The following is a 15,858-nucleotide window of genomic DNA, read 5'->3' on the forward strand; positions in this document are numbered from 1 at the left end:
TCTATGAGTGAATTTTCCCAGACAGTCCCCGAACTGGTTGCCTGGGCCAGGAAAAACGATTTCTCCATCTCGCTGCCGGTAGACCGACTCTCTTTCCTGCTGGCGGTTGCCACGCTGAATGGCGAACGGCTGGATGGTGAAATGAGTGAGGGTGAACTGGTGGATGCGTTCCGCCATGTCAGTGATGCGTTTGAGCAAACCAGCGAAACCATTAGCGTGCGTGCCAACAACGCAATTAACGATATGGTGCGTCAACGTCTGCTGAACCGCTTTACCAGCGAGCTGGCGGAAGGCAATGCCATCTATCGTCTGACCCCGCTCGGTATTGGTATCACCGATTACTATATTCGCCAGCGTGAATTCTCGACCCTGCGTCTCTCTATGCAGCTGTCGATTGTGGCCGGCGAGCTGAAGCGCGCGGCCGATGCGGCGGATGAAGGTGGCGATGAGTTCCACTGGCATCGTAATGTTTACGCCCCGCTGAAATACTCGGTGGCCGAGATTTTTGACAGTATCGACCTTACCCAGCGCCTGATGGACGAACAGCAGCAGCTGGTGAAAGACGATATTGCCCAGTTGCTGAACAAAGACTGGCGTGCGGCCATCTCCAGCTGTGAACTTTTACTATCAGAAACCTCCGGTACGCTGCGGGAACTGCAGGATACGCTCGAAGCGGCAGGGGACAAACTGCAGGCAAATCTGCTGCGCATCCAGGATGCGACCCTGTCCCACGACGATCTTCACTTTGTCGATCGTCTGGTCTTCGATCTACAAAGCAAGCTCGACCGTATTATCAGCTGGGGTCAGCAGGCTATCGATCTGTGGATCGGCTACGATCGCCACGTGCATAAGTTCATCCGTACCGCAATCGATATGGATAAAAACCGCGTCTTCGCTCAGCGCCTGCGCCAGTCCGTACAGAACTATTTTGATGCCCCCTGGGCATTGACCTACGCCAGCGCTGACCGTCTGCTGGATATGCGCGATGAAGAGATGGCTCTGCGCGACGAAGAGGTGACCGGGGAGCTGCCGCCCGATCTGGAATATGAAGAGTTCAACGAAATTCGTGAGCAGCTGGCAGCAATGATTGAAGAGCAGCTGGCGGTTTATAAAGCCAAACAAACGCCACTGGACCTCGGTCTGGTGGTGCGTGACTATCTTGCCCAATACCCGCGCGCGCGCCATTTCGATATTGCGCGCATCGTGGTCGACCAGGCCGTACGTCTGGGCGTCGCGCAAGCAGATTTCACCGGACTGCCGCCGAAGTGGCAGCCGATTAACGATTACGGAGCCAAGGTACAGGCGCATGTCATTGACAAATATTGAACAAGTGATGCCAGTTAAGCTGGCCCAGGCGCTGGCAAATCCGTTATTTCCTGCGCTGGACAGCCAGCTGCGTGCCGGCCGTCACATTGGCCTGGACGAGCTGGATAATCACGCCTTTTTGATGGATTTTCAGGAATACCTCGAAGAGTTTTACGCGCGTTATAACGTGGAGCTCATCCGTGCGCCAGAAGGATTCTTTTACCTGCGCCCACGCTCCACCACCCTCATTCCGCGTTCGGTCCTCTCCGAACTGGATATGATGGTCGGTAAGATCCTCTGTTATCTCTACCTCAGCCCGGAACGTCTGGCGAATGAAGGTATCTTCACCCAGCAGGAGCTGTATGACGAACTGCTGAATCTGGCCGAAGAGAACAAGCTGCTGAAGCTGGTGAACAACCGCTCGACGGGTTCGGATCTCGATCGTCAGAAATTACAGGAAAAAGTGCGTTCTTCTCTGAACCGCCTGCGCCGTCTTGGGATGGTCTGGTTTATGGGCCATGACAGCAGCAAGTTCCGCATCACTGAATCAGTGTTCCGCTTTGGTGCCGATGTGCGCACCGGCGACGATCCGCGTGAAGCACAGTTGCGCATGATCCGTGACGGTGAAGCGATGCCGGTGGAGAACCATCTGCAACTCAATGATGAGAACGAAGAGAACCAGCCGGATAGCGGGGAGGAAGAGTAATGATTGAACGCGGTAAGTTTCGCTCACTAACGCTGATTAACTGGAACGGCTTCTTTGCGCGTACCTTCGATCTGGATGAGCTGGTCACGACGCTCTCCGGTGGTAACGGGGCGGGTAAATCCACCACCATGGCGGCGTTTGTTACGGCGTTAATCCCGGATTTAACCCTGCTGCATTTCCGTAATACAACCGAAGCGGGTGCCACCAGCGGCTCTCGTGACAAGGGCCTGCACGGTAAGCTGAAGGCGGGCGTCTGTTATTCGGTGCTTGACGTGATTAACTCCCGCCACCAGCGCGTGGTGGTGGGTGTTCGTCTGCAACAGGTTGCCGGTCGCGATCGTAAAGTCGATATCAAACCCTTTGCCATTCAGGGCCTCCCGACCTCTATTCAGCCTACCGCACTGCTCACCGAGACCCTGAACGATCGTCAGGCCCGCGTCCTGAGTCTGCAGGAGCTGAAAGATAAGCTTGATGAGATCGAAGGCGTGCAGTTTAAACAGTTCAACTCCATTACCGACTACCACTCGTTAATGTTTGATCTGGGTATTGTGGCCCGTCGCCTGCGCTCAGCTTCCGATCGTAGCAAATACTACCGTCTGATTGAGGCCTCGCTTTACGGGGGGATCTCCAGCGCCATTACCCGCTCGCTGCGCGACTACCTGTTGCCAGAAAATAGCGGCGTGCGTAAAGCCTTCCAGGACATGGAAGCTGCCCTGCGCGAAAACCGCATGACGCTGGAAGCGATTCGCGTTACCCAGTCTGACCGCGATCTGTTTAAGCATCTGATCAGCGAAGCCACCAACTATGTGGCGGCAGACTACATGCGCCACGCCAACGAGCGTCGCATCCATCTGGATAAGGCCCTTGAGTACCGTCGCGAGCTCTTTACCTCGCGTAAACAGCTGGTGGCAGAACAGTACAAACACGTTGAGATGGCCCGCGAGCTGGGCGAGCACAACGGTGCCGAAGGGGATCTGGAAGCCGATTACCAGGCGGCCAGCGATCACCTGAACCTGGTGCAGACGGCCCTGCGTCAGCAAGAAAAAATTGAGCGTTACGAAGCGGATCTCGATGAGCTGCAAATTCGTCTGGAAGAGCAGAACGAAGTGGTGGCCGAAGCGGCCGACAAGCAGGAAGAGAACGAAGCCCGTGCCGAAGCAGCCGAACTGGAAGTGGATGAGCTGAAAAGCCAGCTCGCCGATTACCAGCAGGCGCTGGATGTTCAGCAGACCCGTGCCATTCAGTACACCCAGGCGCTGCAGGCGCTTGAACGGGCTAAAGCCCTCTGTCATTTGCCGGATCTGACGCCGGATAGCGCCGACGAATGGCTGGAAACCTTCCAGGCCAAAGAGCAGGAAGCCACCGAGAAACTGCTCAATCTCGAGCAGAAAATGAGTGTAGCCCAAACGGCGCACAGCCAGTTTGAACAGGCTTATCAGCTGGTGGTGGCTATTAATGGCCCGCTGGCGCGTAATGATGCCTGGGATGTGGCGCGTGAATTACTGCGTGACGGCGTCAATCAGCGCCACCAGGCAGAGCAGGTGCAGCCCCTGCGCATGCGTCTGACTGAGCTGGAACAGCGCCTGCGCGAGCAACAGGATGCTGAGCGTCTGCTGGCGGAGTTCTGTAAACGCCATGGCAAGCGCGTCGATATCGACGAGCTGGAATCGCTGCACCACGAGCTGGAGACCCGCATTGCCTCTCTCTCCGACACGGTATCCAGCGCCAGTGAACAGCGTATGACGCTGCGTCAGGAACAGGAACAGCTGCAATCGCGTATGCAGCGCTTGCAGCAAAGAGCACCGGTCTGGCTGGCCGCCCAGAGTAGCCTGAATCAGCTGAGCGAGCAGTGTGGCGAAGAATTTACCTCCAGTCAGGAGGTGACAGAATACTTGCAGCAGTTGCTTGAGCGTGAGCGTGAAGCGATTGTTGAGCGTGACGAAGTTGGCGCGCGTAAACGTGAAGTTGATGAAGAGATTGAACGCTTAAGCCAGCCGGGCGGTGCAGAAGATGCTCGTCTGAATACGCTGGCAGAGCGGTTTGGCGGCGTGTTGCTGTCAGAAATTTACGATGATGTCGGTCTGGATGATGCGCCTTACTTCTCCGCGCTGTATGGCCCGTCGCGAAACGCCATTGTCGTGCCGGATCTGTCGCTGATTTCAGAGCAGCTGGCGGGCCTGGAAGATTGTCCGGAAGATCTCTACCTGATCGAAGGGGATCCGCAGTCGTTCGATGACAGTGTTTTCAGCGTCGACGAGCTGGAAAAGGCGGTTGTGGTCAAGATCGCCGATCGCCAGTGGCGTTACTCGCGCTTCCCGGAGCTGCCGCTGTTTGGCCGCGCCGCGCGTGAAAACCGCATTGAAAGCCTGCACGCCGAGCGTGAAAAGCTCTCTGAACGTTATGCGACCTTGTCCTTTGACGTCCAGAAAACCCAGCGTCTGCACCAGGCCTTTAGTCGCTTTATCGGCAGCCATCTGGGCGTGGCCTTTGAAGACGATCCGGAAGCTGAAATCCGTAAGCTCACCACCCGCCGTGCTGAGCTGGAACGTGCGATCGCCAACCATGAGAATGATAACCAGCAGAGCCGCGTGCAGTTTGACCAGGCGAAAGAGGGCGTGGCTGCGTTGAACCGTATTCTGCCGCGGCTGAATCTGCTGGCGGATGACACACTCGCCGATCGCGTCGATGAGATTCAGGAGCGTCTGGCTGACGCGCAGGAAGCCGCGCGCTTTGTGCAGCAGTACGGTAATCAGCTGGCGAAGCTGGAGCCGATGGTCTCTGTTCTGCAGAGTGACCCGGAGCAGTTCGAACAGCTAAAAGAGGATTATGCGTACTCCCAGCAGGTACAGCGCGAAGCACGTCAGCAAGCATTTGCCCTGACGGAAGTCGCCCAGCGCCGGGCGCACTTTAGTTACTCTGACTCCGCCGACATGTTGAGCGGAAACAGCGATCTGAACGAAAAATTGCGCCATCGCCTGGAGCAGGCCGAAGGTGAACGTACCCGCGCCCGTGAAGCGATGCGCGGTCACGCGGCACAACTGAACCAGTACAATCAGGTGCTGGCGTCCCTGAAAAGTTCTTATGACACCAAGAAAGAGCTGTTAACCGACCTGCATAAAGAGCTGCAGGATATTGGCGTGCGTGCAGACAGTGGGGCAGAAGAGCGCGCGCGTCAGCGTCGCGATGAACTCCACGGCCAACTCAGTAACAACCGTGCCCGTCGCAATCAGCTGGAAAAAGCGCTCACCTTCTGTGAAGCGGAGATGGACAACCTGACCCGTCGTCTGCGCAAGCTGGAACGTGACTACCACGAAATGCGCGAGCAGGTGGTCACCGCCAAGGCGGGCTGGTGCGCAGTAATGCGTATGGTAAAAGACAATGGCGTGGAACGTCGTCTGCACCGTCGCGAACTGGCCTATCTCTCCGGGGATGAGCTGCGTTCAATGTCGGATAAGGCGCTGGGTGCGCTGCGTCTGGCGGTGGCAGATAACGAACATCTGCGCGATGTGCTGCGCATGTCGGAAGATCCAAAACGCCCTGAGCGTAAAATTCAGTTCTTCGTGGCGGTGTATCAACACCTGCGTGAACGTATTCGCCAGGATATTATTCGTACGGACGATCCGGTTGAAGCCATCGAGCAGATGGAGATTGAACTGGGGCGTTTGACCGAAGAGTTGACCTCGCGTGAGCAGAAGCTGGCTATTAGCTCCCGCAGCGCGGCGAACATCATTCGCAAAACCATCCAGCGCGAACAGAACCGTATCCGCCAGCTCAACCAGGGGCTGCAGAGCGTCTCGTTCGGTCAGGTGAATAGCGTGCGTCTGAACGTAAACGTGCGTGAGACGCATGCCACGCTGCTGGATGTTCTCTCGGAGCAACACGAACAGCATCAGGATCTGTTTAACAGTAATCGTCTCACCTTCTCTGAAGCGCTGGCGAAGCTCTATCAGCGCCTGAATCCACAGATCGACATGGGGCAGCGTACGCCGCAAACCATCGGCGAAGAGCTGCTGGACTACCGTAACTACCTCGAAATGGAAGTGGAAGTTAACCGTGGCTCCGACGGCTGGCTGCGCGCAGAATCGGGGGCGCTCTCTACCGGGGAAGCGATCGGTACCGGTATGTCGATTCTGGTAATGGTTGTTCAGAGCTGGGAAGATGAAGCGCGGCGTCTGCGTGGCAAGGATATCTCGCCATGCCGTCTGCTGTTCCTGGATGAAGCGGCGCGTCTGGATGCCCGCTCTATCGCCACGCTGTTCGAACTGTGCGATCGTCTGGAGATGCAGTTGATCATCGCGGCGCCAGAGAATATCAGTCCTGAGAAGGGCACCACCTACAAACTGGTGCGTAAAGTGTTCCAGAACAGCGAACACGTACATGTTGTCGGCCTGCGCGGTTTTGCCCCACAGCCGCCGGAATCCTTCCCGGGCACGGCAGACGCCTCCTGAACACTTCGAAAATAAAAAAGGCGGCGAATGAGCCGCCTTTTTTATTCCTTGATGATGTACCCGCGGCTACGATATCTTTAAAATTCTTTACATAAGGCAAGGCTTACCGCGGTATGCCTTCCTATACTGTAAAAAAGCCCGCTGAAGAGGGCGTTGTACACTGCTAACAGGGGGCAAGGGATGTTGCTAAACGAGAAATATGGGGGCCGGCTGTCTGCGCTGAGCATCTGCCTGGCATTACTGGCCGCACCGCTGGTCAACGCATGGGCCGATGAGCCGGAACTGGTGCCGACAGATAGCTCTGCCACCACCGGATCGCAGCCGACGGCGTTATTACAGCCGCTGGAGCAATCACCGGCAACAGCAATAATGGCGGGTATTCAACCGCTGCCTGCCGATACCAACACGGCACAATTGCGACAAGAACTGCTGGCAAACCTGCCCGCGGGTTATACCCCTGCCTACGTTAATCAACTGACGCTGTTATATGCCGCCCGTGATATGAAGCCCATGTGGGAGGATCGCGATGCGGTTCGCGCTTTCCAGCAGCAGCTCGCTGAGGTAGCCATTGCCGGCTTTCAGCCACAGTTCACCACCTGGGTTGAACTGCTGACCAATCCTGACGTCACTGGCATGGCCCGCGACGTGGTGCTTTCCGACGCCATGATGGGCTACCTGCAGTTTGTTGCCGGTATTCCGGTTAACGGGAATCGGTGGCTTTACAGCAACAAGCCCTACAAACTGGCCACGCCGCCACTGTCGGTGATTAACCAGTGGCAGCTAGCGCTGGACAAAGGCTCGGTGCCGCGTTTTATCACTAGCCTTGCACCCGCACATCCGCAGTATTCGGTCATGCACCAGTCGTTGCTGACGCTGGTGGCCGCTACCCAGACCTGGCCACAGCTGCAAAGCACAGCGACGCTTCGTCCGGGACAGTGGAGTAGCGATGTGCCTGCACTGCGCGAAATATTGCAGCGGTCGGGCGTCATTGACGGTGGCCCGAAAATTGCCCTGCCGGGTGACGATCCGCAAAACGTGGTGGTGAGCCCGTCCGCACCGGCCGTCAGTAAAAAAGCCCAGGCTGCGCCGAACAAGCCTGCGGCCTATGATCGCAACCTGGTGGCCGCGGTCAAAGCTTTCCAGTCCTCCCAGGGGCTGGGTGCTGATGGGGTGATTGGCCCCTCAACGCGGGACGCCCTGAATCTGACGCCGGCTCAGCGTGCTGGTGTACTGGCGCTTAATATTCAACGACTGCGCCTGCTGCCGGGAACACTCACGACCGGCATTATGGTGAATATTCCGGCTTACTCGCTGGTCTATTATCAGAACGGCAACGAAGTGCTGGCATCGCGGGTTATTGTCGGCCGGCCGGATCGGAAAACGCCGATGATGAGCAGCGCGTTAAACAACGTCGTGGTCAACCCGCCGTGGAATGTCCCGCCGACCCTGGCGCGCAAAGATATTCTGCCTAAGGTGTGGAACGATCCGGGGTATCTCGAGCGTCATAACTATACCGTGCTGCGTGGCTGGAACAGTAAAGAGCCGATAGATCCCTGGCGTGTTGACTGGGGCACCATCACCCCGTCGAATCTGCCTTTCCGCTTCCAGCAGGCTCCAGGAGCCCATAACTCTCTGGGCCGCTATAAGTTCAATATGCCCAGCTCGGATGCCATTTACCTGCACGACACCCCAAACCATAATCTGTTCCAGAAAGAGGCTCGTGCGCTCAGTTCAGGCTGTGTGAGGGTGAATAAAGCCTCTGAGCTTGCGAATATGTTATTGCAGGATGCGGGCTGGAATGACACCCGAATATCAGATGCCCTGAAGCAGGGTGATACGCGTTATGTGAATATCCGTCATAATATTCCGGTTAATCTCTACTATCTGACGGCTTTCGTTGGTGAGAATGGCCAGACTCAGTATCGTACAGATATTTACAATTACGATGCAATCTCGCGATCCGGCGCACAAATCTTGCCGAAAGCGGAACTTTTAATCAGGTAAATGAAGCAGTTCGGAAAATTCTGTTGTCGTAACTTTGGGTGAAAACGGGGCAATCTGGCTGTGAGCCCCGTCTTTCCTGGGTTTGGGCGCCTTGACGTTAGCTTTATAGCCCGGTAAGGTGCCCTTCGTGCGCTGAAGTGCATATAAACGATAACATTGACCTGTAGACCTGATTATCATGGACAAATTTGACGCTAATCGCCGCAAGTTGTTGGCATTAGGGGGCGTTGCGCTGGGCGCAGCACTCTTACCGACGCCATCATTTGCCACCCTCTCAACGCCACGTCCGCGTATTTTGACCCTCAACAACCTGCATACAGGTGAGTCAATTAAGGCCGAGTTTTTTGATGGCAGAGGCTATATTCAGGATGAATTAGCAAAACTGAACCATTTTTTCCGTGATTTCCGCGCGAATAAAGTTAAAGCCATCGACCCCTTGCTGTTCGATCAGCTTTTCCGTCTACAAGGATTGTTAGGCACGCGTAAGCCCGTGCAACTTATCTCCGGCTATCGCTCCCTTGATACTAATAATGAGCTCCGTGCGCACAGTCGTGGCGTGGCTAAAAAAAGTTATCACACTAAAGGGCAGGCGATGGACTTTCATATTGAAGGTGTTTCGTTAGCCAATATTCGCAAAGCGGCGTTATCTCTGCGCGCAGGTGGTGTAGGATATTACCCACGTAGCAACTTTGTGCATATTGATACCGGTCCAGTCCGGCACTGGTAATAACGAACACAGGAGCAGTATGAACTATCGTATTATTCCGGTTACCGCGTTCTCCCAAAACTGTTCATTGATCTGGTGTGAACAGACCCGCCTGGCGGCGCTGGTTGATCCCGGTGGTGACGCAGAGAAGATCAAACAAGAAGTGGCAGCATCCGGGGTGACTTTGACCCAGATTCTGTTAACCCATGGTCATCTCGATCACGTTGGGGCGGCTGCAGAACTGGCACAACATTATGCTGTGCCGGTAATTGGCCCGGAAAAAGAAGATGAGTTCTGGCTGCAGGGATTACCCTCTCAAAGCCGAATGTTTGGTCTTGATGAGTGCCAGCCCCTAACGCCTGACCGCTGGTTAAATGAAGGCGATAACGTTAGCGTCGGCAATATCTCTTTGCAGGTGCTGCACTGTCCGGGGCATACGCCAGGGCATATCGTCTTCTTTGATAGCGCATCCCGACTGCTCGTCTCCGGCGATGTGATCTTCAAAGGCGGCGTCGGCCGCAGTGATTTCCCGCGCGGCGATCATAACCAGCTTATTCAGGCGATTAAACAGAAGTTATTGCCGCTTGGCGATGACGTGACGTTTATTCCGGGACATGGCCCGATGTCTACGCTGGGGTATGAGCGTTTGCACAACCCTTTCCTGCAGGACGAGATGCCTGTCTGGTAAGCAAAAAAAAGCCCGCATCGCGGGCTTTTTTTTTATCTATGTCTTACAGCACTGCGACGATGGCTTCGCACAGCGGCGCCATGTTATCTGGCGTCATGCCTGCCACGTTAACGCGGCCAGAGGCGACGGCGTACACGCCAAACTCTTCACGCAGACGCAGCACCTGTTCTTTGGTCAGGCCGCTGAAGGAGAACATCCCGTTCTGTTTGATGATGAAGCTGAAGTCGCGATTTGCCCCTTTCTCTGCCAGGGTGGTGACAAACAGCTGACGCATACGCTGGATGCGCTCACGCATGTCATTCAGCTCTTGCTCCCACAGGGCACGCAGCGCGTCATTGCTCAGAATGGTCGCAACCACTGAAGCACCGTGTGCTGGTGGGTTGGAGTAGTTGGCGCGAATCACGGATTTCATCTGGCTGAACGCACGGTCAACGGTGTCTGCATCAGCAGCAACCAGCGTACAGGCACCCACGCGCTCATTGTACAGACCGAAGTTTTTGGAGTAGGAGCTGGCCACAATCAGCTCTTTATGCAGCGCTGCGAAAGCACGCAGACCTTCTGCATCCTCTTCCAGACCACGAGCGAAGCCCTGATAGGCGAAGTCAAACAGCGGCAGCCAGCCTTTCTCTACGGAGAGCTGCGCCAGCTGTTGCCACTGCTCAAGAGTCGGATCGATACCGGTAGGGTTATGACAGCAGCCGTGGAACAGCACCACATCACCGGCCTGCGCTTCGCTCAGGCTTGCCAGCAGGCCGTCAAAGTCGAGGGTATGGTTTGCCGCGTCGTAGTAGGCATACTCGCGTACTTCCAGCCCTGCGGAGTTAAACACGCTCTTGTGGTTAGGCCAGGACGGGTTGCTTACCCAGACAGTTTTCGCAGAGGTGTTTTTTGCAAGGAAATCGGCGGCTACGCGCAGGGCACCGGTACCGCCAGGGGTCTGCGCAGTGCGAGCACGTTTATCGCTAATCAGGGTGTTGCCTTTGCCAAACAGGAGCTCCTGAGTGCAGCGGCCAAATTCCGGAATACCGTCGATGCCGAGGTAATTTTTGGTGTTTTCATTTTCCAGCAGGTACTGCTCAGCCTTTTTAACGCTGGTCAGCACCGGGGTTTTGCCGGTTTCATCTTTATAGACACCAATACCAAGGTTAATTTTGCCGGGGCGGTCATCGGCACGAAACAGATCGGCCAGGCCCAGAATTGGGTCGGCAGGGGCGGCGGTAATGTTCTCAAACATGACGAGGTTCCATTGTGATTACAGAAGTGAAATCCGCTACCAGATTAACGGTTGATTTACACATTGCCAACCGTTTGCGATAAAAAGCGTGCGGCTTTTCAAAAGTCGCTATTTTTTTCTTTGGCACATAAAAAAACAGGGCCGAAGCCCTGTTTGTTAAGCATATAACAAAGTGGTGTACTGATTAGAACTGGTAAACGAGGCCCAGAACGTAGGTATCGTCAGTTGCCAGACCCGCTGCAGCGGTGTAATCGTTGTCATCCAACAGGTTGAAACGGTATGCGCCGTACACGTTCATGTTTTTGTTGAAGTAGTACCAGCTACCCACTTCTACGTATTTAACCAGGTCAGCGCTGCCGCCGTTGAAGACAGCACCATTGTCAGCACGTCCAGACAGCTCTTTACCTTTGGACTGAACGTAACCTACGGAAGGACGCAGGCCGAAATCGAACTGGTACTGAACTACCGCTTCGAAGTTTTCAGTTTTGTTTGCGAACTGATCATCAGCTTCACGCGTCATGTTGCTGGATTCGCCGTACATAACCGCTGCGTACAGGTTGTTCGCATCGTATTTAACGGAGGTCGCCCAGCCTTCAGCACGCTTACCTTTACCATCAGCTTCCTGATCGTTGGTACGATCGGAGTTGGTGTAGGCTGCAGTAACGTTGAAGCCGTCCAGGAAGTCATAACCCAGAGAGTAGCTGCCGCCGTCGCCGTTCTGACGCTCAACATCGTGGCCGCTTACGTTTTTACCCTGGTACTGCAGACCCAGTGACAGACCATCTACCAGGCCGAAGAAGTTGGAGTTACGGTAGGTAGCAACACCGGTAGTACGGCAGGTCATGAAGTTGTCGGTCTGGCAGAGGGTATCGCCACCGTATTCAACCAGCATGTCGGTAGAAGCCAGCGCATCGTAGAACACGCCATAGTTACGACCGTAATCGAATGAGCCGTAGTCACCCGCTTTCAGGCCAGCAAAGGCCAGACGGGTACGGGTGTCCTGAGAACCTTCCGCGCTGCTGGCGTTCAGGTTGTATTCCCACTGGCCGTAACCGGTTAATTGATCATTAACCTGAGTTTCGCCTTTGAAACCGATACGAGCATAAGAGTCATCTGCGCTGTTGCTGTCGCCGCCAGATTTATCCCAAACGTGTTTGCCAACGACTTTGCCGTACAGATCCAGTTTGTTAGCGTTTTTGTTATAGATTTCTGCTGCGTTAGCTGCACCGGCTACCAGCAGGGCAGGGATAACCACTGCCAGGATATTGCGCTTCATCATTATTTATTACCCTCATTGGTTTTTTATGACACTCGCCACTGCCGTCAATAAATTCTGTCAATAAATGTTTCCGGAACTATTGATGAGAGTTTGGTGTCTTTATGTATCTGACAGGCATCTTTCCATTCAAATTACCCTTTCGCTAGCCTGAAAGTGCTACAAACATCAAGAATCGGTTACAAAAAGCAATTATGTGTAACTAAATATGAATTTTGAGGAACTTTGTGAAGCACCTCAAACTTCAGAGCTGAGTGGTGATAAAAACGCCGTCTCGATTTCTATCTATATGAATTGCTTATCTTAATTTTTGATAATGGCATTTCTTATTACCAAAAACATTTACAGCCTCTTTTTCTTATATGTATCTCCAGACATCCAGACCGCCAAAAAATTGCACAAAAAATGTGCTAATGCTTTAGAAAAGTATTAGGCGCAATAAGACTGGGGTTTATTTTTTGTTTGTAGATGATTCTGGAAATAAAAGGTAACAGCTGAGAGGATTTAGCGGGGTTGCTTTTAGAAATGATTGACGTTCAACTGACAGAAGTTGACATTGCAGCATAAAATAATGGCCAGCAAGGCTGGCCATAAATTAAATATTTAGAACGAGGCGTTGCGCGGCGTACGCGGGAACGGAATCACGTCACGCACGTTTTGCACGCCGGTGACATAGGCAATGAGACGCTCAAAGCCCAGGCCAAAACCGGAATGCGGCACGGTGCCGTAGCGGCGCAGGTCGCGATACCAGCTGTAATCTTCCGGGTTCAGACCCATCTCTACCATACGTGCATCCAGCACATCCAGACGCTCTTCACGCTGCGAGCCACCGATAATTTCACCGATGCCCGGGGCCAGTACGTCCATCGCGGCGACGGTTTTCCCGTCTTCGTTAAGACGCATATAGAAAGCTTTAATGTCTTTAGGATAGTTTTTAACGACCACAGGGGCTTTAAAGTGCTTCTCAGCCAGGTAGCGTTCATGCTCGGACGCCAGATCAACACCCCAGAACACCGGGTTCTCAAACTTCTCGCCGCATTTTTCCAGAATCGCGACAGCGTCGGTGTAATCCACCTGAGCGAAGTCTGTGGTAACAAAGCGTTCGAGGCGTGCAATGGCGTCGCTATCTACGCGCTCAGCAAAGAACTTCATGTCGTCTGCACGTTCTTCAAGAACGGCTTTAAAGACATATTTCAGCATCGCTTCAGCCAGGCCAGCAACATCGTCCAGATCTGCAAACGCCACTTCCGGCTCCAGCATCCAGAACTCCGCCAGGTGGCGACTGGTGTTGGAGTTTTCTGCGCGGAAGGTAGGACCGAAGGTGTAGATTTTTGACAACGCACAGGCGTAGGTTTCACCGTTCAGCTGGCCGGATACGGTCAGGAACGCCTCTTTACCGAAGAAGTCTTTGTCGTAATCCACTTTGCCTTCTGGCGTACGCGGCAGGTTTTCCATGTCCAGCGTGGACACGCGGAACATCTCTCCTGCACCTTCGGTGTCAGAGGCGGTGATCAGCGGAGTCGAAACCCAGAAATAGCCCTGCTCATGGAAGAAACGGTGCAGCGCCTGTGCAAGGGTATGACGAACGCGGGCCACGGCACCAATCATGTTGGTACGTGGGCGCAGGTGAGCCACTTCGCGCAGATACTCAATGCTGTGGCGCTTCGCCGCCATGGGGTAGGTGTCCGGATCTTCAACCCAGCCGGTGACTTCAACGGAGGTCGCCTGCAGTTCGAAGCTCTGGCCCTGGCCCGGGGAGGCTACCACGGTGCCGGTAACAATCACGGAACAGCCCGTGGTCAGGTGCAGAACGTCATCATTGTAATTGGGCAGAGAATTATTAATGACGGCCTGTACAGGATCAAAGCAGGAACCGTCATAGACGGCAAGGAAGGAGATGCCAGCTTTAGAATCTCGGCGGGTACGCACCCATCCGCGCACGGTGACTTCACTGTCAACGGCGACACGGCCCTGGAGTACGTCGGCTACAGGCACAACGCTCATAATATTCTCTCTGTAATTAGTCGGAAAAAATAAATACTTGTCCGCCCACGATGGGGGGATATCTATGTTACCTGGCATCTGCCATCAGACAAGCAGATTTCGCAGTCAAAAGAGAAGAAATAAGAAATAAATGAGAGAAGGGAGCCCACAAGGCTCCCTGAAAACGTCAGCTGGCTTTTTTAACCTGGGGCAGGTCGAAGGCTTTGCGCAAAGCGCGTACAAATGCTTTGTCATGGCAGATAGTTTTGCCCGGGCTATCCGAAAGTTTAGCCACCGGTTTGCCATTACATTCTACCAGTTTAATGACAATATTTAGCGGTTTCACCTGGGGGATGTCGCAGGTCAGGCGGGTGCCAATGCCGAAGCTTAAATTCACTCTTGATGAGAAATGGCGATAGAGATCGACGGCTTTGGTCAGGTCCAGGTTATCCGAGAAGACCAGCACTTTAGTGAGCGGGTCGATGCCCAGCTTTTGATAATGGGCGATGGCTTTCTCACCCCATTCAACCGGATCCCCGGAATCATGCCGCAAACCTTGATAGCGCTCGGCAAATTCTGGCCCGAAATCGCGCAGGAAGGCATCCATGGTTATACAGTCGGTCAGGGCAATACCCAGCTGATTGGGATACTCTTCCAGCCAGGCGGCAAGCGCTGCACGCTGGCTGGTGGCGAGGTCGGGGCTAATCTGCTGATGTGCCTGGAACCATTCATGCGCCTGGGTGCCCATCGGCGTCAGGGAGAGGCGACGCGCCAGATCATAGTTACTGGTGCCGACAAACCACGGCTCCTGCTGAAGCCGTTGCGCAATAGCCTGCTGCACATCGCGAGAGAAACGACGACGCGTGCCAAAATCCATTAAGCGGAAGCGAGACATATCCAGCGATTCCGTCAGACGAGAGAAGTCGACAAGTTTCTCTTCCAGCATCATCAGGGCCTGATCGACGCCGGCATCAGGCGTGCGGTAACGGTGTACCAGTTCGCTGATGACCGCGAGTAGTGGGACTTCCCACATAATCACTTCACGCCATGGCCCGGCAAGGCGGATATTGAGCTTACCGTTTTCGTTGGAGATAGTGACCTGTTCCGGGTTATAGCGGAAATCACGCAGGAAGTTGAGATAGTCTTCTTTAAAGAAAGGCAGGGCCGAGAGCCACTGATATTCGTCGTCCCGCAGCGTCAGATGCTGCATAGCATCGACCTGTTCGCGGATAGCTTCAGCATAGATGCCGAGCAGGTCGTCACCACGGCAGCGAAACTCCGCCGCTACCTGTACATCGTAGTAATGGTGAAAAACGGCTTGCTGCATATGCAATTTATACGCATCGGTATCCAGCAACGTATGCAGAACAGGAGAAGCGAATTGAGTCATAGGTGCGCAGTAGCATCCTCTCACGGGAGCGTTTAGTACAATAAACAACTATTGAAACCGCTGGAGTATACCTTGTTTAGCGATTTATTGAACCCCGATCACACCATAAGCTGGAATT

10 protein-coding genes are annotated in these 15,858 nt (G+C 54.3%); 6 read left to right on the forward strand and 4 right to left on the reverse strand.

Annotated elements, in window-relative coordinates:
* Nucleotides 1-3: 3 nt before the first annotated feature.
* From mukF to B3B59_RS01335, 6 genes are all read left to right on the forward strand, one after another.
* Nucleotides 4-1,326: a chromosome partition protein MukF gene (gene mukF, locus B3B59_RS01310; RefSeq protein ID WP_040076318.1), complete on the forward strand. Its 1,323-nt coding sequence runs from the start codon at nt 4-6 to the stop codon at nt 1,324-1,326.
* Nucleotides 1,307-2,011 carry a chromosome partition protein MukE gene (mukE, locus tag B3B59_RS01315; RefSeq protein ID WP_046887179.1) on the forward strand — a complete coding sequence of 235 codons (705 nt, stop codon included), beginning with the start codon at nt 1,307-1,309 and terminating at the stop codon, nt 2,009-2,011. The genes mukF and mukE overlap by 20 nt, the downstream gene beginning before the upstream one ends.
* Nucleotides 2,011-6,459: a chromosome partition protein MukB gene (gene mukB / locus B3B59_RS01320; RefSeq protein WP_286807935.1), complete on the forward strand. Its 4,449-nt coding sequence runs from the start codon at nt 2,011-2,013 to the stop codon at nt 6,457-6,459. Before mukE ends, mukB begins: the two co-directional genes overlap by 1 nt.
* Before the next feature lie 180 nt (nt 6,460-6,639).
* Nucleotides 6,640-8,463 (forward strand): L,D-transpeptidase, encoded by a 1,824-nt coding sequence (gene ldtD / locus B3B59_RS01325; RefSeq protein ID WP_263616811.1) that lies wholly within the window; start codon nt 6,640-6,642, stop codon nt 8,461-8,463.
* Nucleotides 8,464-8,641: 178 nt separating this feature from the next.
* A complete protein-coding gene (locus B3B59_RS01330) occupies nt 8,642-9,190 on the forward strand; it encodes a YcbK family protein (protein WP_286807936.1) in 549 nt (182 codons plus the stop codon).
* 19 nt (nt 9,191-9,209) lie between these two features.
* Complete coding sequence (locus B3B59_RS01335) at nt 9,210-9,857, forward strand: MBL fold metallo-hydrolase (RefSeq protein WP_046886687.1); 648 nt, start codon at nt 9,210-9,212, stop codon at nt 9,855-9,857.
* A 43-nt stretch (nt 9,858-9,900) separates the two neighbouring features.
* Here the strand turns inward: B3B59_RS01335 and aspC are convergent, their stop codons facing one another.
* The 4 genes from aspC to pncB form a co-directional block, all read right to left on the reverse strand.
* Nucleotides 9,901-11,091, reverse strand: coding sequence for an aspartate transaminase (aspC, locus tag B3B59_RS01340; RefSeq protein WP_046886686.1), 1,191 nt, complete (start codon nt 11,089-11,091; stop codon nt 9,901-9,903).
* 184 nt (nt 11,092-11,275) lie between these two features.
* Nucleotides 11,276-12,370 (reverse strand): porin, encoded by a 1,095-nt coding sequence (locus tag B3B59_RS01345; protein ID WP_286807937.1) that lies wholly within the window; start codon nt 12,368-12,370, stop codon nt 11,276-11,278.
* Between the two features lie 600 nt (nt 12,371-12,970).
* Nucleotides 12,971-14,371, reverse strand: coding sequence for an asparagine--tRNA ligase (gene asnS / locus B3B59_RS01350; RefSeq protein WP_046886684.1), 1,401 nt, complete (start codon nt 14,369-14,371; stop codon nt 12,971-12,973).
* Nucleotides 14,372-14,537: 166 nt separating this feature from the next.
* Nucleotides 14,538-15,740, reverse strand: coding sequence for a nicotinate phosphoribosyltransferase (pncB, locus tag B3B59_RS01355; protein WP_046886683.1), 1,203 nt, complete (start codon nt 15,738-15,740; stop codon nt 14,538-14,540).
* Nucleotides 15,741-15,858 lie beyond the last annotated feature (118 nt).

The organism is Leclercia sp. UBA2479 (assembly GCF_002341985.1).
Taxonomy (GTDB): domain Bacteria; phylum Pseudomonadota; class Gammaproteobacteria; order Enterobacterales; family Enterobacteriaceae; genus Enterobacter; species Enterobacter pneumoniae.

Coding starts and splice junctions, on each gene's coding strand:
- B3B59_RS01335 (WP_046886687.1), top strand. CDS start 9,210: ATGAACTATCGTATTATTCCGGTTACCGCGTTCTCCCAAAACTGTTCA.
- aspC (WP_046886686.1), bottom strand. CDS start 11,091: ATGTTTGAGAACATTACCGCCGCCCCTGCCGACCCAATTCTGGGCCTG.
- mukF (WP_040076318.1), top strand. CDS start 4: ATGAGTGAATTTTCCCAGACAGTCCCCGAACTGGTTGCCTGGGCCAGG.
- B3B59_RS01330 (WP_286807936.1), top strand. CDS start 8,642: ATGGACAAATTTGACGCTAATCGCCGCAAGTTGTTGGCATTAGGGGGC.
- B3B59_RS01345 (WP_286807937.1), bottom strand. CDS start 12,370: ATGATGAAGCGCAATATCCTGGCAGTGGTTATCCCTGCCCTGCTGGTA.
- mukB (WP_286807935.1), top strand. CDS start 2,011: ATGATTGAACGCGGTAAGTTTCGCTCACTAACGCTGATTAACTGGAAC.
- pncB (WP_046886683.1), bottom strand. CDS start 15,740: ATGACTCAATTCGCTTCTCCTGTTCTGCATACGTTGCTGGATACCGAT.
- mukE (WP_046887179.1), top strand. CDS start 1,307: ATGTCATTGACAAATATTGAACAAGTGATGCCAGTTAAGCTGGCCCAG.
- ldtD (WP_263616811.1), top strand. CDS start 6,640: ATGTTGCTAAACGAGAAATATGGGGGCCGGCTGTCTGCGCTGAGCATC.
- asnS (WP_046886684.1), bottom strand. CDS start 14,371: ATGAGCGTTGTGCCTGTAGCCGACGTACTCCAGGGCCGTGTCGCCGTT.